The organism is Pseudochrobactrum sp. XF203 (assembly GCF_020341615.1).
GTDB lineage: Bacteria > Pseudomonadota > Alphaproteobacteria > Rhizobiales > Rhizobiaceae > Pseudochrobactrum > Pseudochrobactrum saccharolyticum.
The window spans coordinates 2324149-2348118 of record NZ_CP084392.1; the positions used below are offsets into that span (position 1 = coordinate 2324149).

At 53.0% G+C, this 23970-nt stretch carries 22 protein-coding genes; 11 read left to right on the plus strand and 11 right to left on the minus strand.

Going from position 1 to position 23970, the window contains the following annotated elements:
• Window positions 1–269: 269 nt before the first annotated feature.
• Window positions 270–422 (minus strand): hypothetical protein, encoded by a 153-nt coding sequence (locus tag LDL70_RS10610; protein WP_175576092.1) that lies wholly within the window; start codon window positions 420–422, stop codon window positions 270–272.
• A 219-nt stretch (window positions 423–641) separates the two neighbouring features.
• On the opposite strand from LDL70_RS10610, the gene LDL70_RS10615 reads away from it, so the two are divergent.
• Window positions 642–1097 carry a TrmH family RNA methyltransferase gene (locus LDL70_RS10615; protein WP_022710118.1) on the plus strand — a complete coding sequence of 152 codons (456 nt, stop codon included), beginning with the start codon at window positions 642–644 and terminating at the stop codon, window positions 1095–1097.
• A 119-nt stretch (window positions 1098–1216) separates the two neighbouring features.
• Here the strand turns inward: LDL70_RS10615 and LDL70_RS10620 are convergent, their stop codons facing one another.
• A complete protein-coding gene (locus tag LDL70_RS10620) occupies window positions 1217–1477 on the minus strand; it encodes a hypothetical protein (protein WP_022710117.1) in 261 nt (86 codons plus the stop codon).
• A 336-nt stretch (window positions 1478–1813) separates the two neighbouring features.
• Between LDL70_RS10620 and hemF the strand changes: the two genes are divergently transcribed.
• Complete coding sequence (gene hemF, locus LDL70_RS10625; RefSeq protein ID WP_075656014.1) at window positions 1814–2728, plus strand: oxygen-dependent coproporphyrinogen oxidase; 915 nt, start codon at window positions 1814–1816, stop codon at window positions 2726–2728.
• Window positions 2729–2782: 54 nt separating this feature from the next.
• On the opposite strand, the gene blaOXA is transcribed toward hemF, so the two are convergent.
• From blaOXA to LDL70_RS10645, 4 genes are all read right to left on the minus strand, one after another.
• Window positions 2783–3592: a class D beta-lactamase gene (gene blaOXA / locus LDL70_RS10630; RefSeq protein ID WP_225685016.1), complete on the minus strand. Its 810-nt coding sequence runs from the start codon at window positions 3590–3592 to the stop codon at window positions 2783–2785.
• 127 nt (window positions 3593–3719) lie between these two features.
• Window positions 3720–4961, minus strand: coding sequence for a CCA tRNA nucleotidyltransferase (locus tag LDL70_RS10635; protein ID WP_225688499.1), 1242 nt, complete (start codon window positions 4959–4961; stop codon window positions 3720–3722).
• A gap of 20 nt (window positions 4962–4981) precedes the next feature.
• Window positions 4982–5593, minus strand: coding sequence for a CoA pyrophosphatase (locus tag LDL70_RS10640; RefSeq protein WP_370637828.1), 612 nt, complete (start codon window positions 5591–5593; stop codon window positions 4982–4984).
• 79 nt (window positions 5594–5672) lie between these two features.
• Window positions 5673–6236, minus strand: coding sequence for a DUF1285 domain-containing protein (locus tag LDL70_RS10645; RefSeq protein ID WP_225688502.1), 564 nt, complete (start codon window positions 6234–6236; stop codon window positions 5673–5675).
• Between the two features lie 253 nt (window positions 6237–6489).
• Between LDL70_RS10645 and LDL70_RS10650 the strand changes: the two genes are divergently transcribed.
• From LDL70_RS10650 to LDL70_RS10665, 4 genes are read left to right on the plus strand one after another with little or no spacing between them, the layout of a single operon-like run.
• A complete protein-coding gene (locus LDL70_RS10650) occupies window positions 6490–7494 on the plus strand; it encodes a MoxR family ATPase (protein ID WP_075656366.1) in 1005 nt (334 codons plus the stop codon).
• Complete coding sequence (locus tag LDL70_RS10655) at window positions 7494–8408, plus strand: DUF58 domain-containing protein (protein WP_225685018.1); 915 nt, start codon at window positions 7494–7496, stop codon at window positions 8406–8408. The genes LDL70_RS10650 and LDL70_RS10655 overlap by 1 nt, the downstream gene beginning before the upstream one ends.
• Window positions 8409–11294 (plus strand): DUF4159 domain-containing protein, encoded by a 2886-nt coding sequence (locus LDL70_RS10660; RefSeq protein ID WP_225685019.1) that lies wholly within the window; start codon window positions 8409–8411, stop codon window positions 11292–11294.
• Window positions 11295–11296: 2 nt separating this feature from the next.
• Window positions 11297–13384 carry a glutamine amidotransferase gene (locus LDL70_RS10665; protein ID WP_225685020.1) on the plus strand — a complete coding sequence of 696 codons (2088 nt, stop codon included), beginning with the start codon at window positions 11297–11299 and terminating at the stop codon, window positions 13382–13384.
• Window positions 13385–13525: 141 nt separating this feature from the next.
• Here LDL70_RS10665 and LDL70_RS10670 read toward each other — a convergent pair whose 3' ends face one another.
• Window positions 13526–14050: a GNAT family N-acetyltransferase gene (locus tag LDL70_RS10670; protein WP_225685021.1), complete on the minus strand. Its 525-nt coding sequence runs from the start codon at window positions 14048–14050 to the stop codon at window positions 13526–13528.
• Window positions 14051–14437: 387 nt separating this feature from the next.
• Between LDL70_RS10670 and LDL70_RS10675 the strand changes: the two genes are divergently transcribed.
• Both LDL70_RS10675 and LDL70_RS10680 read left to right on the plus strand, forming a co-directional pair.
• On the plus strand, window positions 14438–15418 hold the full coding sequence (locus LDL70_RS10675; RefSeq protein WP_225685022.1) for a glutathione S-transferase family protein: 981 nt from the start codon (window positions 14438–14440) through the stop codon (window positions 15416–15418).
• A gap of 148 nt (window positions 15419–15566) precedes the next feature.
• The gene (locus LDL70_RS10680; protein WP_151159792.1) at window positions 15567–16265 is read left to right on the plus strand and encodes an OmpW family protein; all 699 of its coding nucleotides are present in this window, start codon (window positions 15567–15569) and stop codon (window positions 16263–16265) included.
• Between the two features lie 55 nt (window positions 16266–16320).
• On the opposite strand, the gene LDL70_RS10685 is transcribed toward LDL70_RS10680, so the two are convergent.
• Together LDL70_RS10685 and LDL70_RS10690 are read right to left on the minus strand one after the other, a co-directional pair.
• Window positions 16321–17292 (minus strand): small ribosomal subunit Rsm22 family protein, encoded by a 972-nt coding sequence (locus LDL70_RS10685; RefSeq protein WP_221720494.1) that lies wholly within the window; start codon window positions 17290–17292, stop codon window positions 16321–16323.
• 77 nt (window positions 17293–17369) lie between these two features.
• The gene (locus LDL70_RS10690) at window positions 17370–18611 is read right to left on the minus strand and encodes a DUF2333 family protein (RefSeq protein ID WP_225688504.1); all 1242 of its coding nucleotides are present in this window, start codon (window positions 18609–18611) and stop codon (window positions 17370–17372) included.
• A 684-nt stretch (window positions 18612–19295) separates the two neighbouring features.
• Here LDL70_RS10690 and LDL70_RS10695 point away from each other — a divergent pair.
• The 3 genes from LDL70_RS10695 (at window position 19296) to choV (ending at window position 22201) form a co-directional block, all read left to right on the plus strand.
• On the plus strand, window positions 19296–20201 hold the full coding sequence (locus tag LDL70_RS10695; RefSeq protein WP_225688506.1) for a choline ABC transporter substrate-binding protein: 906 nt from the start codon (window positions 19296–19298) through the stop codon (window positions 20199–20201).
• 123 nt (window positions 20202–20324) lie between these two features.
• Entirely contained in the window at window positions 20325–21161 is an 837-nt protein-coding gene (gene choW, locus LDL70_RS10700; RefSeq protein WP_022710101.1) for a choline ABC transporter permease subunit, read from the plus strand.
• Window positions 21162–21163: 2 nt separating this feature from the next.
• A complete protein-coding gene (gene choV, locus LDL70_RS10705; protein WP_116087842.1) occupies window positions 21164–22201 on the plus strand; it encodes a choline ABC transporter ATP-binding protein in 1038 nt (345 codons plus the stop codon).
• A 73-nt stretch (window positions 22202–22274) separates the two neighbouring features.
• On the opposite strand, the gene LDL70_RS10710 is transcribed toward choV, so the two are convergent.
• On the minus strand, window positions 22275–23117 hold the full coding sequence (locus LDL70_RS10710) for a dipeptide ABC transporter ATP-binding protein (protein WP_022710099.1): 843 nt from the start codon (window positions 23115–23117) through the stop codon (window positions 22275–22277).
• Window positions 23114–23968, minus strand: coding sequence for an ABC transporter ATP-binding protein (locus LDL70_RS10715; protein ID WP_022710098.1), 855 nt, complete (start codon window positions 23966–23968; stop codon window positions 23114–23116). Before LDL70_RS10715 ends, LDL70_RS10710 begins: the two co-directional genes overlap by 4 nt.
• Window positions 23969–23970 lie beyond the last annotated feature (2 nt).

Consider the following 23970-nt stretch of genomic DNA (forward strand, 5'->3'; position numbering starts at 1 on the left):
TTGATTCATTTGGGTTCTGCCATTCACTTCAGCAACTGAATATGAGGCAGAATTTCAGCATTTTTAAAGCATCGGAAAATCAACGGGCACAGAACCCGAAACACTCAGATGCGGTTTGAGGATTAAATGCGTGAGTACACTTAACCGGAAGATAGATGGAAGAATCGTATTTGACCTGCGGATCCGACGGCACAACTCATCATCGGTTTCAGGCTATCAGGTGGTTTGCTACAGCAATCCGATATATACGCTCATTTTAACAGTCCCGTTCAGCGCAACGCCCGCAAAAACAATTCGGGAGAAGATACCACAGCTTCGATTGGTGCGGTACCCGCCATGAAAGCTACCGGAGCGGGGTTAATCACGCCGGATACAGGTGCGGCTGCAACTGGGCAAAGATTCAAGGAAATCTTAATATTCATCACAGCCTCCTTCTTGGTCAATCTGGCATGGCCAATCTGATAAAATGGATGATCCGTATAGCACTATGTTATTTTACCGGCTAGTCACTGCTGGTTCTTTTCTCTTCACTTTACCGAGAACACATTAAACTGTGACAGATTGCACACAATTCTTATTGTTTGAAATTATATGCTATAGGCCGCTTATCTGATGTCACCCGAAACAGAAGCAACAGCCTGATGACAATACATATCGCCCTCTTCCAGCCTGACATTCCCGGCAATACCGGAACCATCCTGCGCATGGCAGCCTGTCTCGGACTGGCTGTGCATGTGATTGAACCAGCCGGTTTTGACCTCTCCGATCGCGGGCTGAAACGTGCGGGCATGGATTATCTGGAACAGGCAGCGCTGACCCGCCATCTCGACTGGGAGCATTTCAACAACTGGCGCTTGTCTGAAAATCGCAGGCTGGTGCTGCTCTCCACCAAGGCGGCACAACCCTATACGGATTTCAGCTACCGGCCGGATGACATTTTGCTGTTTGGCCGTGAATCTGCCGGTGTGCCGGACTATGTGCATGAGACCTGTGAAGAGCGGATCATCATCCCGATGGTCGAAGGTGCGCGCTCACTCAACCTCGCGCTTTCGGTGGCAATGGCCGCCGGAGAAGCTATTCGACAGGTTAAAGGCTAGAAGCTATTCGACAAGGTAAAACTTAGAATAAATCTTTAAATATCAGTCAATTAAAAAGAATAGCAGAATCATATTCTGATCCACTTGAATCAGAATATGAGCAAACAGCGCTAACCTGTTTAGTCGGAACTTGGCAGACGGCGGATGGTGAATTCGATCACATCATTCGGGCGCACATACCAGCTTTCAATTTCTGTCCAGTAAGCGGCTTTCGGATAGGTTTCAAACCATTCCCGCGCCTTAACTCGCGCTATGCTGCGTGGCAGTGAAAATGTTTCGCGGATATAGCCGTCGCTGATATTCGGCTTCACGCCGGATGCTGCTTTGCGCATCTGCCTGCGCAAACCTTCCAATGGCGGTTTCGGCGGAATGGATGTCATAAGCGATCTCCTTTACAGCGCCCGTATGGGGCAAAAAGACAAAGCAGAATAAGCATCACGCTCAACACTCAAATATGTTTACACACACTACAAGCAGAAGCTGCACAGGATCTTACAACTCTATAGTGCAATTTACAGCAGAATCTCATCCGAAACGAGTCATTTCCTCGCCTGTTATCGCTGTAAAGTATGAACGAAATCTGTCATTTTCCGAAAAGCAGAAAGCTTTCATAAACATAATCCGGTTTATGAAGACTATATAACCTGTTGACAGCTGCTGATATGCTGGCGCTGCGGCTTCGCCCAAAGCTCCCAAAACATAATAAGGAACCAAGCATGCAACGTCCGGATCTTCCAGCTCATCTTCCAGATAATCTTGAAGACAAAAAACAACTGGCACAAAACTGGTTCGAAGAATTACGTGACCGTATCTGCTCCCTGTTTGAAACCCTTGAAGACGAACTGACAGGCCCGCTCAGCGACCGTGAAGCCGGCCGCTTTGTCCGCACCCCTTGGGCAAAAGACGAAGGCCGTGGCGGCGGCGGTGTTATGTCGATGATGCATGGCCGCGTTTTTGAAAAAGTCGGCGTGCATGTTTCCACTGTTTATGGCGAGTTTTCGCCGGAGTTCCGCGCCCAGATTCCGGGTGCCGATGAAGATCCGCGCTATTGGGCGAGCGGTCTCTCGCTGATTGCCCATCCGCAAAACCCGAATGTACCGGCAGTGCATATGAATACGCGTATGGTTGTGACGACACGCCAGTGGTTCGGCGGTGGCGCCGATCTGACCCCTGTGCTTGACCGTCGCCGCACGCAGGAAGACACCGACAGTCAGGCTTTTCATAAGGCGCTGAATTTCGTTTGTAACAAACATGCAGGCATTGCCGATTACGACCGTATGAAACAATGGTGTGATGAATATTTCTATCTGCCGCATCGTCAGGAACCGCGCGGCATCGGCGGCATCTTCTATGACTGGCTGCATTCAGGCGATGAACAGGGCGGCTGGGATGCAGACTTTGCATTTACCCGCGATGTCGGCCGCTGCTTTGCCGTGGTCTATCCGCATATTGTGCGCCAGAACTTCAACCAGCCATGGACAGATGCTGACCGCGAGGAACAGCTGATCCGTCGCGGTCGCTATGTAGAATTCAACCTGCTGCATGACCGTGGCACGATCTTCGGTCTCAAGACCGGCGGTAATATCGCCTCGATCCTGTCTTCCATGCCGCCAGTGGTGAAATGGCCTTAATATAAAATCAGAACGGGGGCATCAGCCCCCGTTTTTTTATGAGAGCGCCGTTCTTTATTGATCAAAATTTTTCAGGAACTGCCCGCGGATCAGTAGTCCAGGGCTGGTCTTTAATGCCTTGTCAAAGACCTGCATCTTGGCAAAAACCAATTGACGGCCATCCTTTTCCGCCCAACCGACAAACCAGCCTAAGCGCTGCTCCCCTGCAAATTTGCCATTTGCATCACGCAACCGCGCAGCACCGGTTTTGCCGGTAACTTTCCAGCCTTTTTCCGATGTAAAAACCGTCATGGCAGCTTTGGCTTTCTGTTGTGCCTGCTTGGAGACCGGCAAAGTCTCATGCACAAGCTTATTCAGAAATTGTACCTGCTCGTCCGGTGAAATCTCCAGTGAAGAGCCGATCCATGAACCTGTCAGTCCGTCTTGTTTTCCGGCTCTGCCCGAAACATCCTTATTCCCGTAATCAAGGGCTGCGACAGCTTCGGAAAACTGCTTCTGTCCCAACTGTTTTGTGATCTCACGTGAATACCAGACAACCGACTGTTCCAGCCACCGCGCCGGATCAACTGCAATCCGGTCACGTTCCGGCGCTTCCATTTCAGGCTTCCACTGCCAGACCGGATCATGCTCCGAGCGGAGGATATTTTTGTCATAACCAATCACGGCAAGCGGCACTTTAAACGTCGATGCCGGTGTAAAGCGTTTGTCACAAACACCTTTACGGGAAAGGATTTTCTGCGTTGCGGCATCCATAACCACAGCACATTCCGTTACAATCCCCTTCTCTCCGGCCTGAGCCTGAAAACTCGTGCCGCTTGTCAGCGCAAAAGCCAATAATGCCGCTGATCGCAATTTTTTATCCATGATACGCAACTCCGGAATTCTGAAATATTTAAATCACCTCAGATGAATCATGACCTGCAGAAATCGCATTAATCATCTGAACCGGCAGCTAAAAACAAAAACGGGGCGGAATTTCCGCCCCGATATGTCAGGATAATGTTGCTAACAAATTTTCTTTACTAAGCTCAAATCCGGAAGCCAGCCATTCCGCCTCCAGTGTTTTGAGTTGCTTGCCAAGTTCTGGGCCTTTTTCAAAACCCAGTTTCATAAGATCAGCTCCGCTGACCGGAAATACCGGTATTTCAGCCTGCACTGCCACATCCAACAAACGACTATACTGACCTGCGCGTATCATCGCCTGATTATCATTTTCAGCCTCTGCACGCGCTGACACCAGCGCCAGCTTAATCCGGTCAACCAAAGCCTGCCGTGAGCCGCTATAGATCAGCTTAATCAGACCTGTCTCCGACAGTTCCGGCTTAGGCAGATCAGCCAGCGCCCAGCTTTCCAGACGGGCTTTATCGGCATTGGACAGGCGCAGCCTCTTGCCAAGCTCGGCCATGCGCGCTGCATCCGGCGGCACAATCGCCTGCAAGCGCAGCAGAGCATCCGGCTTCCAGCCCAGATCGCGTTCACTGCGCACCAACGCATGAATAGCATCAATGCCCCATTTCTCGCTCTCCGGCAAAATCTGGGTCAGCACACCGGACTGACGCATCCATAGCAATGCGCGTGACGGATCAGGAGCAGAAAGCAGCTTCTTCAGCTCTGACCACACCCGCTCAGCGGACAAGGTTTGCAAATGGCTTTTCAGCTTGGCACAGGCTTTCAGCCCTGCCGCATCCGGCCGTCCCGAGCCATACCAGGCGAAGAAACGGAAGAAGCGCAGAATACGCAGATAATCTTCCGTAATCCGTGTCTCGGCATCGCCGATAAAACGCAACTCGCGCTTTTCAATATCTGCAAGCCCGCCGACATGATCCACGACATCGCCATTGGCACGCACATAAAGCGCATTGACGGTAAAGTCCCGACGCTCGGCATCAACCTGCCAGTCACGGCCAAAAGCGACTGTGGCCTGTCGTCCATGTGTTTCCGCATCGGCGCGCAAAGTTGTCACCTCATAGGGCACACCATGGGCAACAACAGTCACTGTGCCATGGTCAATGCCGGTCGGCACGACTTTAAAACCACATTTTTCGGCGCGCGCTTTGGTCTCTTCCGGCAGGGTTGTGGAGGCAATATCAATATCGCCCACCGGTTCGCCCAGAAGGGTATTGCGCACGGCACCGCCAACCACCCGCGCCTCTTCACCATCTTCAGCCAGTGCTGCCAGCAATTGCTGCAAAGACGGCACGGCAAGCCACTCCGCACGATCTGCAATATTCAGCACAGTTGTTGTCTTTTCACTCACGCATAGAGCCTTTCATAGAGGCTACGGATAATCCCCGCTGTTGCGCCCCAGATATTCCGATTCTGATAATGGATGGCATAGAAAAACCGCTCATGCCCCGCAAACATCCGGCTCTCGCGCTGATGTTGTTGCGGGTCCATCAGAAAATGCAGCGGCACTTCAAAAATATCCGCCACCTCATCAGGATTGGCATGAAGTTTAAACGGCGTCCGTATCACCGCCAGCACCGGCGTAATCGTATAACCGCTGCCGGTCATATATTGCGGCAGACGGCCGAGTGTCTGCGTCTGCCGTGCATCCAGTCCGATTTCCTCATGGGCTTCACGCAGAGCCGCATGTTCAGGGCTGAGATCCTCAGCATCAATCTTACCGCCGGGAAAAGCCACCTGACCGGAATGGCTGCGCATCTGCGCATTGCGCGTGGTCAGCAGCACGCTGGCATGGTCACCGTGATCCACCACGGGGATCAGAACCGCCGCCGGTTTGAGTTTAATTTTCAGACGCGGATCAGCTCCCGCCATCACATGAGAGGCAGTCCATTGAGGATTGAGTGCATGATCGCCGGACAAAGGCAAGCCGCCTGAATCAAATTCATCAGCAACCGTCATAAAGCTTTGTTTTTGTTCAACTCTCCGCATCAGATCCTGTGCGGTAAAACCTGTATCAGCCATCGAGTTTTTCATTGTATCACTGTAATTGTTCAACCGGCATCACCGGAAATATCCGGCCATTGGAGCGCAGGGCAAACATCAGCTTTCCGTCGATCATCAGTTCTTCTCCGAGTGCTGCCAGATCATACATAACTGCGCGGCTGACCAGCGCCTCCAGCCGCCCTCTCACCAATATATAAGGTTTGAAACCGCCGGTTTCACTATCGGTCACAAAACGCAGCGGATGCTGCTCTCCCGCCTCAACCACATCGCCGACATTGGTGCGGAAAGTGAGAACCTGCGTCTCCCCCTCGCCGGAAACATGCATCTCCACGGCATTGAAATGCGCATCTTCCACACGGATGGCGATTTTTTCCACCGGTGTTACCAGATAGGTTTTACCGTCGGCATCCTTGCGCAACACGGTTGAGAACAGGCGCACCAATGCAGGGCGACCGATCGGCGTGCCCATATAGAACCATGTGCCGTCGGCTTTGATTTCCATATCCAGCTCGCCGCAAAAATCCGGCTCCCAGCGTTCCACCGGTGGCAGACCTTTGCCTTCTTTTCCCTCAGGCAACTGGCTGGCGGCACGGCGCATCAACGCATCAAGCCCGCTTGCAGAGTTCGTGGCAGAACTGGTGACAGAACCGGCATCAACATCAGCAGTTTCTTTATTTTTCGACATATTACCGCTGTTCATTTCAGTTTCCTGTTAAGACCTGTGCCTGACAGTCCGGTGCATTCCGGTTAATGCGAACTGTGCCATTTACGCTCCCGTCAGCATGACATAGTCTTGCCCGATGATTCAAGTAAACCAGATAAAGCATCTGATCTGGAATAAAGAGGACATCATGAATTTTACCGCTGCGTCGAAAATTGATCCTGATGCCGTGATACGGGCTGCCGATCAGGCTGCCAGTGACATTAATCTGATCCGTCAGCAAATCGGACAGGTTATTTACGGTCAGGAGCAAGCGGTTGAAAATACGCTGGTCGCATTGCTGGCCGGTGGCCATGCCCTGCTCGTCGGTGTGCCGGGGCTTGCCAAAACCCGTCTGGTAGAAACGCTGGGCACTGTCCTCGGCCTTGATGAAAAACGTATCCAGTTTACGCCTGATCTGATGCCGTCCGATATTATCGGCTCTGAAGTCATGGATCAGGACAGCGACGGACGCCGTTCTTTCCGTTATATTAAAGGGCCGGTTTTCGCACAGCTGCTGATGGCCGATGAGATCAACCGTGCATCGCCGCGCACGCAGTCTGCTTTGTTGCAGGCGATGCAGGAATATCATGTCAGCGTTGCCGGTCAGCGCCATGATCTGCCAAGCCCGTTCCATGTGCTGGCGACCCAGAACCCGCTTGAACAGGAAGGCACTTATCCGCTGCCGGAAGCGCAGCTCGACCGTTTTCTGATGCAGATTGATCTGGATTATCCGGATATTGATGCGGAACGTGCGGTGCTGCTCAACACCACCGGCACAATGCAGGCACGGCCGGCCAAAGTGATTGAAGCCACACGCCTGCAGGAAATCCAGCAGCTGATCCGCCAGATGCCGGTGCCGGAAACCGTGCTGGAAGCCATTCTGAAATTGGTTCGCTCAGCCCGTCCTGATGCTGATAATGACCATGCGAAAAACCATATCAGCTGGGGTCCCGGCCCGCGTGCCGGACAGGCGCTGATGCTCTGTACCCGCGCGCGCGCACTCTATGAAGGACGCCTTGCTCCTTCTGTTGATGATGTGAAAGCCTTGGCAGAACCGGTTCTCCAGCACCGCATGGCTCTGAATTTTGCCGCGCGCGCTGATGGTGTGGGCGTGCGTGATGTGATTGCCAAACTGACACAGGCGCTCAACTGATGACAGCAACCGGTGCCATAACCCGTTCTGAACAGGCCGTTGACCTGCTGGCGCCATCGCGCAGGCAGGCAGCACTGATGCCTGATCTGATTACGCAGGCACGCCATATTGCCGGCTCTGTTATCAATGGCTGGCATGGCAGACGCAAACGCGGCACCGGCGATAATTTCTGGCAGTTCCGCCCTTATGCGCAGGGCGATATGCTCTCGCGCATTGACTGGCGGCGCTCTGCCCGCGACGACCATACCTATATGCGTGACCGTGAATGGGAAACGGCGCATACAATCTGGCTGTGGTGCGACCCGTCGCCGTCTATGCTCTATCAATCCCGTTTCAGTCCAGTTTCCAAACAGCATCGCGCATTGGTGCTGACGCTGGCTCTAGCAGAACTGTTCAGCCGCTCCGGTGAGCGTATTGCCTATCCTGATGTGCTGCCGCCATTGCTCGCCCGCAATGGTGCAGAGCGTCTGGCAACAGCCTTATTGCAAACCGGTACTTTAGCAGCACAACCTGATCTTCAGCCTTTGCAGCGTTTTAATGAACTGGTGCTGATCAGTGATTTTCTGCAGCCTGCCGATATACTCAGCGCGAAGCTTGACCAGATTGCCAGACGCGGTATCCGTGCGCATCTCATCGCCGTTGCCGATCCTGCGGAGGCAGATTTTCCGTTTTCCGGCCGCACAGAATTCAAAGACCCTGCGTCCGGTCAAATTCTTGTCGCCGGTCGTGCGCAGAATTATGCGGAAGATTATCGCAGGCTTTATCAGGCACAGCGCGAATTTCTGCGTGAAACCTGCACCCGTTTTGGCTGGAGTTTTATCACCAGCGCAACAGATAAACCGGCAGCACAGGCTCTGACCACACTCCATGGCTTTCTCGGACATCATTCTTCCACCGGCGGAGGCGCTGCGTAAATGCCGCTGATTTTTACTGCTCCGTGGCTGCTGGCCGGTCTTCTCACTCTGCCCGTAATCTGGTGGCTGTTGCGTGCAACGCCGCCCAAACCGGCACAGGAACCGTTTCCGCCACTTGCCATCCTCGCCAAGATTGCCCGTCATGATCAGGAGGCCAGTAAAAGCCCGTGGTGGCTGACGCTGCTGCGTCTGGTTCTGGCCGCTCTGGTGATCTTCGCCGTTGCAGGGCCGGTGTGGAAACCGCAGCCGATCACTTTCACCGGTGCGCAGCCGGTTGTCATCATGATCGACAATGGCTGGGCTTCTGCCCCGCAATGGGCAGCCTATGAAAATCAGGCACAATGGCTGATCTCCAATGCTGAGAAAAATGATGCTCCGGTCTTTCTGATTGCCACCGCCGATCCGCAAAACACAGCAAGCGGCCCTTTCACTGCCGCGCAGGCGCTGGAACGTCTACAGGCACTGGAGCCGCGCGCTGTTCCGGTTGAACGTCTGGCTGCCGCTGAACGTCTTGGCACTGCTCTGAACAATACAGCTGACAGCCGCATTTTTTATCTGAATGACGGACTGGAGACTGCGCAGGATCAGCAAGCCTTTACGGCTCTCGACAAGCTGAAAGCCACAAATATTCAGCTGATTATGCCGGACAGTCAGCAGCTTTTTGCTGTTCAGGGTGTAGCCAATCAGCAGAATGCATTGGTGATTGATCTGTTGCGCCCGTCCAGTGATGTGCAGGCAGCCAAAGTTCAGCTCAGCGCCTATGATAATCAGGGGCGTGTGCTGGCGCAAACACAGGCGGATTTTGCCGACAAAGAAACCAAGACCGTGGCGCAAATGACCATTCCGGTTGAGTTGCGCAATGATATTGCCATGGTGCGGGCAGATCAGATGCGCCATGCCGCAGCCACGTGGCTGCTGGATGAGAATAACCGCCGCCGCCGTGTCGGCCTGCTGGATGCAAGTAATGCTGACAAAGCACATTCGCTGTTATCGCCATTGCATTATATTTCCTCGGCGCTGGCACCTTTTGCTGACCTTATTAACGCCAATGATCGCGATCTCAGCCAGTCTGTTGATCGTCTGCTGGAGCAGAAACCCTCCGTCATTGTTTTGTCGGATATCGGCAGACTGCCGGAAAGCACAGCGGCGAAACTGATGCAATGGGTTGAAAACGGCGGCACATTGCTGCGTTTTGCCGGACCGCGTCTGGCGGCAGCACAAAGCGATACCGACACCAAACGCGATCCGCTGCTGCCGGTACAATTGCGCAGCGGTCAGCGTAATCTTGGCGGCACTTTGTCATGGTCTACGCCGCAGCCCGTTGCACCTGCACCGGAAAACAGCCCGTTCCGCAATATTCAGCTGCCTGATGATGTCACAGTGTTGCGACAGGTTCTTGCAGAGCCGTCACCGGATCTGATGCAAAAAAGCTGGCTCAATCTTGCCGATGGTACACCGCTGATTACCGGTGAAAACCGTGGCGCGGGGCGCTTGGTTCTGTTTCATATCGCACCGGATATCGGCTGGTCTAACCTGCCGCTCTCAGGCGGATTTGTTGATCTTCTGCGCAGGCTTACCGAAACATCCGGCGCACAGGCTGCCAATGCAGCCGGTGAGCAAACAGTGACACTACCTGCCTATCGCCTGCTGGATGCCGCAGGTAATCTGACAGGCCAGCCCGCAGCTGCGCAGCCGCTGGTGATTGAAAAAGGCAAGGCACCGGAAGCATCCCTGCTTAATCCGCCCGGACTTTACGGCACAGAACAGGCTTATAAAGCACTGAACCTGATGAAGAGTGACACAGTTCTGAACCCGCTTACCAAACCGGAAATGACGACCAATCTTGCAATGGTGCCGGCCACCAAGGCACAGACCGTTAATCTGCAAGGCTCGCTCTTTGCGCTGGCCGCAATATTGCTCGCACTCGATGGTTTGCTGATGCTGTGGATCGGCGGCACCTTCTCGCGGAACAGATCGCGTAATTTCACCGGCAATGCGTCCGGCGCCGTGAAATCCCTGCTTATCCTGTTCGCTTTATCCGCAAGTCTGACAGCTATGCCCTTCATAGTGCAGCCGGTTCTGGCACAGGAAGCGCAGGCCAGAGACGATAGCAAGCCCGACGATCAGGCAAAAATTGACGTGCTGGATGTCACCCATCTCGCTTATGTGATTACCGGCGACAAAGCGACGGATGATGTAAGCCGTATCGGGCTTAGCGGTCTCAACCAGTTTGTTGCAGATAAAACCTCACTGGAACCCGGTGCGCCGGTCGGTATTAATCCCGAAAAAGATGAACTCGCTTTCTATCCGATGATCTATTGGCCGGTTGATGAAAAAGCACCTTTTCCGAGTGAAAAAGCGCTGCAGCGCATTGATGCCTATATGCAGCAGGGCGGCACGGTGATTTTCGACACCCGCGACCAGCTCTCCGGTGATACCGGCGGGTTGAATGGCACCAGCCCTGCCACGCAGCGGCTGCGTGATATGCTGGATGCAATGAATGTTCCGCCTCTTGCACCCGTTGCTGATAATCATGTGCTGAGCAAAACCTTTTTCCTGATGCCGGATTTTCCCGGACGCTATCGCGGCAGCCCGCTTTGGGCGGAAGCCCCTGTCGATAATCCGGATGCCGCTGACCAGCCTGCCGACAGGCCTGTTCGCAACGGCGACGGCGTCAGCCCGATCCTCATCACCGCCAATGATCTGGCCGGTGCATGGGCAATGGATGAAAACTGGCAACCGCTATATCCGACCGTGCCGAATGATCCGATGCAGCGCATCTATGCACTGCGTGGCGGTGTGAATATGGTTATGTATGTGCTGACCGGTAATTACAAAGCAGATCAGGTGCATGTGCCTGCTTTGCTCGAACGGCTGGGGAACTGATAATGAGCCTGTTTTCCCTGCATTTCTCACCCCTGCTCTCACCGCTCTGGCTCGGACTTTGTCTGGCTCCACTGGCTCTCATTACTCTGGCGGGCTTGTTCCTGCGCAAACGCGGCAGCTGGCTGCGTTTGGGCGGTTTTGCAGCGCTTGCACTGGCCTTATTTAATCCGGAGATTACGCGCGAGCAGCGCGAGCAGCTCAAAACCATTGTTGGCATTGTGGTTGACCGCAGCGCCAGCCAGTCTCAGGGCAGTCGTACACAGGATACGGATGCTGCGCTTGAAGCTTTGAAGCAAAAGCTCGGCGCACAATCCGATATTGAAACGCGGATTATCGAAGCCGGTTCCGGTACTGAAAACCGCGACAATACCCGATTGTTCACAGCCCTGAATGAAGGCCTGCGCGACGTGCCGCCGTCACGCATCGGCGGTGCGGTTATGATTACCGATGGTCAGGTGCATGATGTGCCTGCCAAAGCAGACGAGCTGAATTTCAAAGCCCCGCTTCATGCGCTGATTACCGGCACCGGCGATGAATTCGACCGCAGTATCCGCTTCATCCGCGTGCCGCGCTTCGGCCTCAGCGGCAAGCCGCAGGAGCTGGTTTTCCGGGTGGAAGATGCCGGAAAAATTCCGGTGGATGCATCACAGTCCAGCGTCACCATCCGTATCAATGGCGAACTGGTCGCCACAGTTCCGGCATCCATAGGTCAGGATGTCAAAACCGAGATCACCCTGCCTCATGCCGGTCGCAATATTGTGGAAATCGCCACAGAACCGTTGAGTGGTGAAGTCACCACCGCCAATAATCAGGCCGTTGCACTGATTGATGCCATCCGCGAAAATCTTCGTGTGCTGCTGGTATCCGGTGAACCGAATAATGGCGAACGCACATGGCGTAACCTGCTAAAATCCGACACCTCTGTCGATCTCGTGCATTTCACCATTCTGCGTCCGCCGGAAAAGCAGGATGACACGCCGATCAATGAATTATCGCTGATTGTCTTTCCGACGCGCGAATTATTCGTCGATAAGGTGGAAGATTTCGATCTGATTATTTTCGACCGCTATCAGCACCGCAATGTGCTGCCGCTGCTCTATTATGATTATATCGCTCAATATGTGCAAAATGGCGGCGCCCTGCTGATCGCCGCAGGCCCTGAATATGCAGACAGTATGTCGATTGCACGTACGCCGCTGCTCAGCGTTTTGCCTGCATTGCCAACCGGTGATGTCACGGAAAAAGGCTTTTATCCGCGTCTGACGGAAGCCGGAAAACGCCATCCTGTCACACGCGGGCTGGAAGGCAGTGAACAGGAACCGCCGCAATGGGGACGCTGGTTCCGCTCGATTGATATTGCCACACCGCAAGGCGAAACTGTCATGCAGGGGCCTGACAACAAGCCGCTGATGGTGCTCGGCCATCAGGGCAAAGGCCGTGTCGGCATGTTGCTGTCCGATCAGGGCTGGCTCTGGGCGCGTGATTTTGAAGGCGGCGGGCCTTACGCATCGCTCTATCGCCGCATGGCACACTGGCTGATGCAGGAGCCGGAGCTGGAAGAAGAAGCGCTGACAGCCAAAGGCACTGCCGATCGTCTGGAGATTACCCGCCAGACCATGAGCGACAAGGCCCCTCCGGCCAAAGTTACCACGCCATCCGGCAAAATCATTGAAGTGCCGCTGACGCAATCCGTTGCCGGACAGTTCACAGCGCAATTACCGGCCGATGAACAGGGACTGTATAAGATTGAGAACGGCGATTATTCCGTGCTTGCCCATGTCGGCAATGTGGACACGCCGGAACTGCGCGACAGTATTTCCACAACACAAAAATTGCTGCCTGTGGCGCAGGCCAGCGGCGGCAATGTTCTGCGTCTGAAAGAAACGACTGAACAGGCTGCAATCTCCGTGCCGGATGTTTCGCTGATGAACCCGTCGCAAAAACAAAGCCCTGCCACTCTTCTGGGTCTGCGGCCTACTCAGGACACAAGTCTGGTAGCGATGCACCGCATTCCGCTTTTCACCAGCCTGCTGGCTTTAGCGGCACTGCTGCTTATTCTCGGCGGCACATGGTATCGTGAAGGGCGTTAGAAAGCGTATCCCGAAAAGTGTGAAGCGCCTACGCAGGGAAATCAGTTCACTGGACTGATTTCTCGTCCTGCTTCGATCGGAAAAGATACGCGGCAAATAAGGAAATGAAGCGGTTTCAGATCACTGAAACCGCTTTTTACATCAAAGCTGGTTGATATGCTTAACCTGTCCCGCAAGCTCATTGAGCGCAGGGCCTGACAGCCCTTCAGCTCCCGGCAGAATACAGGCAAGCAGCCGCTCCGGATTAACCGGTGCCGGCATAATCACCTTATTGGCATCCACTTTCACAAAGCCAAAAGCATTATAATAAGGCGCATCGCCGACAAGCAGACTCAGCCTGTGCCCTGCTTTTGCTGAGGCTTCCATCGACTGGTTCATCAGTATCCGGCCAATGCCGCGGCTTTTCCAGCCATCCCGCACGACCAGCGGCCCCAGCAGCAACGCAGGTGTTGTACCGATAGCTATCGGTGTCATTCTGATTGAGCCGATCAGCCTTCCGCCATGAAGAGCCACAAAAGACAAATCGCGGTCATGCGCTCCGCCCTCGCGGATACGCGCAGCTGCGCGGACAAATCTGCCCGGACCAAAAGCAAGCGCATTGATTTCTTCGATTTCCGCATCGTGGGCGCAGGTTTCCTGCGTGTAAGTCAGTTCAGACTGCAACATGGCACATCACTATTTCAGAGATTTAGTTCAGAATTATCGCGTGATTTGTCGCCGCTATGGGGCATAAAAACGCAAACAGGTATCCACCGGTGCCGCGCACCGTTTACAATTTCATCGTCGGATGAACTGCAGACCTGTCAATTCCGTTCTCCTGAAAGGTGAATAGCCGCAAACTGATGCGGTGTGTTTGCTTAACATCATTTTTTTTGATCGTAAAGAGCCGTGCTGAAAAACAAAACATCGTCCTGTTTTCAGGACAGCGTGTTTCGTAAAAACAGCCAGATCAGGCGAGACTTTCCCGCATTATGTATTACATTAAGGATCAGAATTCTCTGCCGCTGCCGTTGAGTTATCCGGATTAACGCGGCCAATATAAGGAATATTCTTATGGGTCTCTTAGTTGACGGCAAATGGCACGACCAATGGTATGATACGAAAGCCACAGACGGCCGCTTTGTCCGCTCCGCTTCGCAATTCCGCAACTGGATCACAGCAGATGGCAGCGCAGGCCCCAGCGGCACCGGTGGTTTCAAAGCTGAAGCCGGACGCTATCACCTCTATGTATCGCTGGCCTGTCCGTGGGCGCATCGCACACTGATTTTCCGCGCGCTGAAGAAACTGGAAAATGTCATCAGCGTCTCAGTTGTTGATTATCTGATGGCGGAAGAAGGCTGGACGCTGACCGGCAAAGACGGCGCAACGCCGGATCATCTCTATGGTGCCAAACGCCTCTATGAAATCTATACCCGTGCCGACCCGAACTATTCCGGCCGCGTGACTGTTCCGGTTCTCTGGGACAAACAGCAGCAGACCATTGTCTCCAATGAATCCGCTGAAATTATCCGTATGCTCAACACTGCTTTCAATGAATTCGGTGACGCGTCGCTTGATTTCTATCCGGAAGATCTCCGCGCAGAAATTGATGCAATGAATGAGTTCGTCTATCCGAACATCAATAACGGCGTTTACCGTGCAGGCTTTGCCACCTCTCAGGAGGCCTATGAAGAAGCCTATAGCAATGTGTTTGATGCTTTGGACAGGATCGAGACCATTCTCGGCAAACAACGCTATCTCACCGGCTCCCGTCTGACTGAAGCGGACTGGCGCCTGTTCACCACACTGATCCGTTTTGATCCGGTCTATGTCGGTCACTTCAAATGTAACAAAGCACGGATTGCCGACTATCCGAATATCTCAAACTATGTGCGTGAGCTTTATCAGGTGCCGGGTGTTGCCGGTACTGTGAATTTCACACATATCAAAAACCATTATTATATGAGCCATAAAACAATCAATCCGACCGGTGTTGTCCCCCTCGGCCCGCAGCTTGATTATAATGCACCGCATGACCGTGCCCGTTTCAGCTAAGCTCGCATATTAAGTGACAGTTTTATCACACCGCATAGCGAACATCCCGCTATGCGGTGTTTTATTATCTGCAATTGATTTCAATCAATGGAAAGCCGCCTGCCCGCTGTCAGTTTGCCTTCATTCTCAGACTTTAAGGAAAACAGACATGGCTATCCTCCCGGCAAATCGTCATACATGTGCTCTTCTTGCTGCAACTGCTCTCACCGCAATCGCTATGCAGCCTGCACTGGCCGCAGATGCGGTTATCGCACCGGTTGAACCGCAGGTATCGGAACCGCTTGCCGTGGCGCTCAGCCCGTGGCAGGTTCGTGTGCGTGCGCTTGGCGTCATCACAGAAAACAAAGGCCATGTGAATGAAGTTCCGGGTTCCGGCCTGAAATATTCCAACACAGTGGTGCCGGAACTCGATATTTCCTACTACTTCACCAATAATATTGCAGCTGAACTGATCCTCGGTACGACCTATGCCAATGTTGACGGTAAAGGCGCGATCGATGGTCTGGATGTCGGTAAAGTCTGGCTGTTGCCACCAACTCTGACCCTGCAATATCACTTCACTGATTTCGGTGCGTTCAAGCCATATGTCGGTGCCGGTGTGAATTACAGCATCTTCTACAACCAGAAATCTCATGATGCTGATTATCTGAAAGTTAAAAACACTTTCGGCGGCGCATTACAGGTTGGTTTCGACTATATGATCGACGATCATTGGGGCTTCAACTTCGACGTGAAGAAACTCTATCTGCGTCCTGATTTTGATGTAACCGTTGGCGGCGCTCAGATGAGCGGTAAAGCCAAACTTGACCCATGGCTGATCGGTACCGGTATCACCTACCGCTTCTGATATGAATCATTAGAAAAGCCCGCTGAAAAGCGGGCTTTTTTTATAATGCGATTTTCTATTCCGCACCGATCAGATCACCCCAGTCGGCACGGCGAGCCTGCGTAAACAGGGCTTTGTCCCGTTTGGTAATCAGATGTTCTGCAACCTGTCCGTCAGTGCTGCATAGTTTAGCAATAACTTTCCCGCCACCGGTTTTCGGCTGCATCAGCACCCGCTGACCTGAAAGGGATACCGGCTGACGGCTGATCGCCAGATAGCTGAATTTCTCATCCTCCCAAGGCACATCAGCCTCTTTGGTCAGACGGTGGATTTTGGAACGCGCCACACGGCGGGAGAAATGACACCAGTCCGGTATCTGCACAGCGCAAGCCTGACTATGGGTGCAAGGTGCTGCGATATGCGCACCCAGAGCCTGCAATTGTGTTCTGGCATCGAGAATGCGCTGCCAGCCCGCAGGTGTTCCCGGTTCCACAATCACAAACATACCTTCCGTCAGGTTCCATAATTGCGCAATCAGCTTTTGCCGTGCAGGCTCATTCAGTTCATCCAGCACATAGGCCAGTGTCACAAGCTCTGCAGCTTTGGCATCTTTCAGCCCCGTTGTCACATCGGCGGCACGCCATTGCACATCGGCCACCGGTGCATGAGCGGAAAGCTTCTCGCCCACAGCACGGATTGCATTGCTACCTTCCAGAAGTAGCGATGTTTCAATCTCCGGCCAGACAGCAGACGCCGCCCATAATGCGGTTCCCGGTCCTGCACCAATATCCAGATGACTGCGCGGGGCAAAGTCTGGGATGATATCGGCCGCATGTTGCAAAGCAGAGGTCACAGCGGCAAAAGTCGCAGGCAAACGCGCGGCCAGATAGGCATGTGCTGCCAGTTCGTCGGATAGATGCCATTTGCCATCGCGTGTCTCGGCACGGTAACGACGGCTGAGGATGCCGGAAGCCCGCTGCAGATCCGCCAGCGCCACACCCTGCAACTGCGCATCCACAGCCTGTCTCAATGCCGCCGGTAATTCCATAATTTTATCTCACGTAAAAAAACTCTGCCGCGCTTTAACACGCGGCAGAGTGATTTAAAACATATCTGCTCTGATAATCAGCGTTCCAAAACCTGACGGATATCCACCAGATTGGAGCGTACGCGCAGAATATGGAAACCCATCGTCGTCAGGTGGGACGGCGTGAACCATGCATCCTGACGACCATTGGAAACGATGGTTGGCTGCATATCCAGTGCCGAGCGCAATTGCTGCTCCATTGTATCCCACAAACCATCGAGATGTTTCTCAGCCAAAACGGCTTTAAAGTCGGAATGCGTTGCGCGGATCAGACCGTAATAAGCGTAGAGCTGACCATAGGCGAACCAGAACCGGTCATCGGCACGGGTATCAAACCAGCCTGCATGATAATTATCAGAGCGGTCTTTCAGAATGGCAGATGTCGAGCCGAGATCGCTGGCAATACGATCTACATACTGGATCAGATTGTCCGCACGGGCATCGAAAGTTGCCTCGCATTTTTCAAGACGCGCATTGAAAGCACGCAGCTCTTTAATGGCGGAACGATAATAGCTCGGTGTCGGCGTTTTCGGGCCAAACGGGCTTAAGCCGAAATACCATGTATCTTCACGGAACTGCATGTTTCCGCGCGCCTTTTGCAGATCATTATCAATCTGCGAGGTGCCGCGCAGACGGCCGAGAGAATCCACCAGTTCAATCGTTGTGCGGCGCACTGCCGAATGCACTCCGCGCTGGAACGAGGCTTTATTATCCAGAAACGGTGTCCGATCCCAGTCCAACCCGAAGAAACCTGTTTTATAGAACAGCATGGAAGAGACCCATGCATTCTGGTTCACATTGAAATCGGTCAGTTCAGCAGTCACTTCGGCCAGAGCCGATGGTGCACAAACCCGCGCCCCTGCCGGCTGCGATAAGGCCATTTGCGGCGCAGGCTGCGGTGCTACTGGCTCAGTCGAAGGCGCTGCATTATTGGTCGTGCTATCATTATTCCCCGTGGCATTTTCCGCAGGCAGTGCCGTCGGGTCGGCAGGCGATATGCTTTCTGCCGATGATGGTGATGGGGCTGCCGGTGATGTAAGCGCTTTTGACGGCTCGACAATTTCACCGGGTGTGACAGCACTTTGATAGGCATATTTTGCCGGATAATCCGGATCAAAATTCGTCCAGACCTGTGTCTGCACTACGAAATAGCCATACAGTCCCGCCCAGCCGATAACGGCTACGGCGATAAGGGTTTTCCACAAGACGCTGAGGCTCTGATAAACGCGCCACAAAGCGCCGAAAGGCACAGCGATCAGCCGCAACAGCGCTGCAATCATGCGCCCTATAAAAGCAAAGATATTTCCGATGACCGTCACGATCTTGTCCTTTGTGTCAGCTCTTGCCCCGCATCCTGAACAGAACGCAGCCCGAAAGGTATTTTTCCTGTAAACCCTTGCATAGTTTCAAAGAAATACGCAACAGCGCCGGATTTTTTAAACAGCAATCATTCAATCCGGCACAAGCCGCTCAGCACGCTTTACCTGAAACCGGCACAAGCGGCACCAGTATGTCCGGCACAGGCGCCTTACAGAGAAACAATGTCATTACGACTTTGATATAAACCGCAACAGCGCAGGTTCAACCGGTGAGTCTGAATTTAATTTTCAGCTTTAGCCTTGAAATTACTGCATATTATTTTTAGCCTGCCTCATTCCGACGTTAATTGTCGTGTTTGCGGATTCTAGGATCACAAAACTGCTTGAAGACTCCGGACTTTGATGCTTGTTTAGATTTGGGGCCGGGACATGTCGCGCAAAACAGTGCTGCGGTTTTCTGTTCAAACTGCATAAAAACAAACAACAGAGCAGTTTCGGGGAAGCGGAAATGCTCTGCTATAAATAAATATAATCCGGTCAATGGAGATATTCATGCGTTTTCTGCCAGTGAAACATCTGTACCCTGCCAACCTGTCCTTAGCCAAAAGCCGCAAATCCGTGCTGGCGCTTACCTGTGCCGCTCTTATGGCGGGCAGCGCAGGCGGTGCATGGGCGGCAGAACCTGAAGCCTGTTCCACAATCCGCTTTTCAGATGTCGGCTGGACAGATATTACCTCGACCACAGCGGTTGCTACAGAAATTCTCAAAGGTCTTGGCTATAAAACAGATATCAAAATCCTGTCTGTGCCGGTGACCTATGCGTCCTTGAGCAAAAAAGATATCGACGTTTTCCTCGGTTTCTGGAACCCGTCCATGGCCGCTGATCTCCAGCCATATCTTGATGACAAGACCGTCATCACCCTGCGCACCAATCTGACCGGCGCGAAATACACATTGGCAGTGCCTGCTTTCGCCTATGATGAAGGTCTGAAAAGCTTTGCCGATATTGCCAAATTCAAAGACCAGCTCGGCAATAAAATTTACGGTATTGAGCCGGGCAATGACGGCAATCGCCTGATCCTCGACATGATTTCCAAAGGCGCTTTTGATCTGAAGGGCTTTGAACTGGCGGAGTCTTCCGAACAGGGTATGCTGGCGCAGGTTGCCAAAGATATTAAAGCCAAGAAACCGGTCGTGTTCCTCGGCTGGGAACCGCATCCGATGAATTCCCGCTTTGAAATGCGTTATCTGGAAGGCGGCGACGACTTTTTCGGCCCTAATCTCGGTGGCGCGAAGGTCGAGACCAATGTCTGGAACGGCTATACAGAACAATGCCCGAATGTCGGAAAGTTCCTGACCAATCTTGAATTCACCCTTGAGATGGAAAACCAGATCATGGGTAAAATTCTGGATGATGGTGAAGATCCGGCCAAAGCGGCAACGGCATGGATCAAAGCCAATCCGGATGCGCTGAATGCATGGCTGAAAGACGTTACCAGTTTGGACGGCAAAGACGGCCTTGCAGCTGTCAAACAAACTTTCGGTCTCTGACCGCACACAGTCAATCTGCTGCCGGTATCACACCGGCAGCAGATTTACCGTACGACTATTCATGGTTTTCACAAACCAAACCCGATTGAAAAATAGACTGACAGGAAAACGGGGACCTGACTTTTGGACTGGCTGACATCACAAAAAATTCCCGTCGGGCGTACAGCGAAGAATGTTGTCACCTGGTTAACTGAAAATCTGAGCTGGCTGTTTGATGGTATTGCCGCCATTATGCAGACATTGATTGACGGCTTACTGGCCGCACTCAAATTTCCGCATCCCTTTATTCTGATTGCCATTTTTGCCGCGATCGCATGGGGGCTGCAAAGAAAAATCTCGACTGTCATTCTGACGATTATCGGATTTTTATTCATCCTCAATCAGGGCTATTGGGATCAGACGCTGGAAACCCTGACGCTGGTTCTGTCGGCCTGTTTCATCTGTATGGCGCTTGGCGTACCATTAGGCATCGCAACGGCACACCGGCCAAAGCTTTATGCGGTGGTGCGCCCGATCCTTGATCTGATGCAGACATTGCCGACCTTTGTTTATCTCATTCCGGCGATTGTGTTTTTTGGCATTGGTATGGTGCCGGGTCTGCTGGCAACAGCCATTTTTGTGCTGCCCGCGCCTGTCCGCCTCACCCATCTCGGTATTTCCTCAACGCCGGAACATTTAAGAGAAGCCGGAGAGGCTTTCGGCGCTTCGCGCCGCCAGTTGCTCTGGAAGATTGAACTGCCCTATGCCATGCCACAAATTCTGGCTGGTCTCACCCAGACCATCATGCTGTCTTTGTCTATGGTGGTGATTGCAGCGCTTGTCGGTGCGAATGGTCTTGGCGTGCCGGTTGTGCGTGCTCTTAACTCGGTCAATACCGCGCTCGGTTTTGAAGCGGGACTAGTGATTGTGGTTGTCGCCATCATCCTCGACCGCATTTTCCGTCCGGGCAGGGAAAAATAATCATGGCCTCTATCAGTCTTCAGAATATCAGTATTGTTTTCGGCAATAAAACGGACAAGGCACTGGATCTTGCCGATCAGGGCTTTACCCGCTCAGAAATTCAGGCAGAAACCGGCCATATTCTCGGCGTGCATAATTGCTCGCTCGATATCCGCGAGGGTGAGCTGCTCGTCCTGATGGGATTGTCCGGCTCCGGAAAATCCACGCTTTTGCGCGCGATTAACCGCCTCAACCCGATCAGCCGCGGTTGCGTCACCGTCTATAATCAGGGTGACGAAATCAATGTGACAGCAGCCGGTACTGCACAATTGCGCGCACTGCGCACTCATGTGGTTTCCATGGTGTTTCAGCAATTCGGCCTGCTGCCATGGCGCACGGTTGAAGACAATGTCGGTTTCGGTCTTGAAATTGCAGGCCTAGGCAAACAGGCACGCAAAGAAGCGGTACAGAACCAGCTGGAACTGGTCGGATTGCAGGATTGGGCAAAGCGCAAGGTCGGTGAATTATCCGGCGGCATGCAGCAGCGTGTCGGCCTTGCCCGTGCCTTTGCTACCGGCGCACCGATCCTGCTGATGGATGAGCCATTCTCCGCGCTCGATCCGTTGATCCGCGCGCGCTTGCAGGATGAGTTACTGCATTTGCAGGATCATCTGAAAAAAACCATTGTCTTTGTCAGCCATGATCTGGATGAGGCAATGAAACTCGGTAACCGCATTGCTATCATGGAAGGCGGCCGTATTATTCAATGCGGCAGCGGACAGGATATTTTGCTTAATCCGGCCAATGATTATGTGGCGGATTTTGTGGCCAATATGAACCCTCTGGGTGTGCTGCTCGCCGCTGATATCATGTCCCCGCTTGACCGCAGTGCGCCGCCCCGCCCTTTTGCAGCAACAGCAAAACCGGAAACCGCAATTCAGGATATTATGCAGGCGATGGTGCGCAATAATGGCGATGTCGGAGTTGTGCATAATGGTGCGATTGTCGGCAAAATCTCGGCTGATGATGTGGTGCGCAGCCTCACCCGCCACCGAAGATAATTTAAAACCTGCAAACAAAAACGCCGCGCTGATAAGATCAGCGCGGCGTTTTTGTTATCACTGTAATCGTATTTTAGGCTGCTGAACGTTTTTTCGCACGTTCAGTCACACGCTGACGAATACTTTCGATATCCGAACGCGGAGTGGCCCCGAACAGCTTCTTCGTATAGTCATGACGCGGATGATTAAACACCTCGTCACGTGTGCCATATTCAACAACCTCACCATAATACATCACCATCACCTCATCGGCGATATAGCGTACCACAGACAAATCATGGCTGATGAAAACATAGGTCAGTTCAAACTCTTCCTGCAGATCCGCAAGAAGATTAAGCACCTGCGCCTGCACCGAGAGATCGAGTGCCGAGACCGGCTCATCCAGCACCAGAAGGCGCGGGCTGAGCATTAATGCACGGGCAATCGCAATACGCTGACGCTGACCGCCGGAGAACATATGCGGATAGCGATTGAAGTGCTCGCGGCCAAGACCGACCTTGAGCAGCATCTGCATCGCTTTTTCCTGACGCTCTTCCGCTGTCATATTGGTATTCAGCAGCAGAGGTTCCGCCAGCACATCACCGATTTTCTGACGCGGATTGAGCGAGCCATACGGGTTCTGAAACACGATCTGCACACGCTGGCGCATTTCGCGGGTCAGACCATCGGTGGCAATATTCACCGGATGACCGTCAATCAGCAATTCACCGGATGTCTGCGGGTCAATCAAAGTCAGGATGCGGGCAAGTGTTGACTTGCCGCAACCGCTTTCACCGACAATAGCCAGTGTCTTACCCTTCTCGACCGAGAAGCTGACATTTTTCACCGCATGCACAGTTTTCGCCTTGGAAAACAAACCGCCGCCAGTGTGATAATCCCGCACGATATTACGGGCTTCAAGAACGATCTCACTCATTGGGCAGCTCCTGACGATGCGGCATTCTGCAAGACAAAATCCGAAACCGTTGGCAGACGGTCACCGGTTGCATTTTCCGGCAGGGCTGAAAGCAGTGCTTTTGTATAAGGGTTCTGCGGATTCTCAAACAATGAGAGCACATCCGCATCTTCCATCTTATGACCTTTATACTGCACGATAACGCGGTCTGCGGTTTCTGCCACAACACCCATATCATGTGTAATCATAATCAGGCCCATACCGTGCTCTTCCTGCAAACGCATCAAGAGATCAAGGATCTGTTTCTGAATGGTCACATCAAGCGCAGTTGTCGGTTCATCCGCGATCAGCAATTTCGGATTACAGGCAATCGCAATGGCAATCATCACGCGCTGGCACTGACCACCGGACATCTGATGCGGATAGCTGCCCAGACGCTCAGAGGCATCACGGATGCCCACCAGTTCCAGAAGCTCGATCGCACGGCTACGGCGCTGTGCTTTACCCATATTCAGGTGGAAGCGCAGAACTTCCTCAAGCTGGAAACCAACGGTAAAGCACGGGTTGAGGCTGGCAATCGGTTCCTGAAAAATCATGGAGATTTCACGGCCGATAATCGCGCGGCGTTCTTTATCGCTCATATTGAGCAGATCACGGCCGTCAAACAGCATCTTGTCCGCAGTGACTGTTGCAGTCTTCGGCAACAATCCCATCACCGCCAGCATACCAACGGATTTACCCGAACCGGATTCACCAACGATAGCCAGAACCTCACCGGCATCGACAGAAATATCGATGCCGTCTACGGCTTTGAAAGCACCTGTTGACGTATCAAAGGCAACTGTCAGATTTTTGATTTCTAAAAGAGCCATTA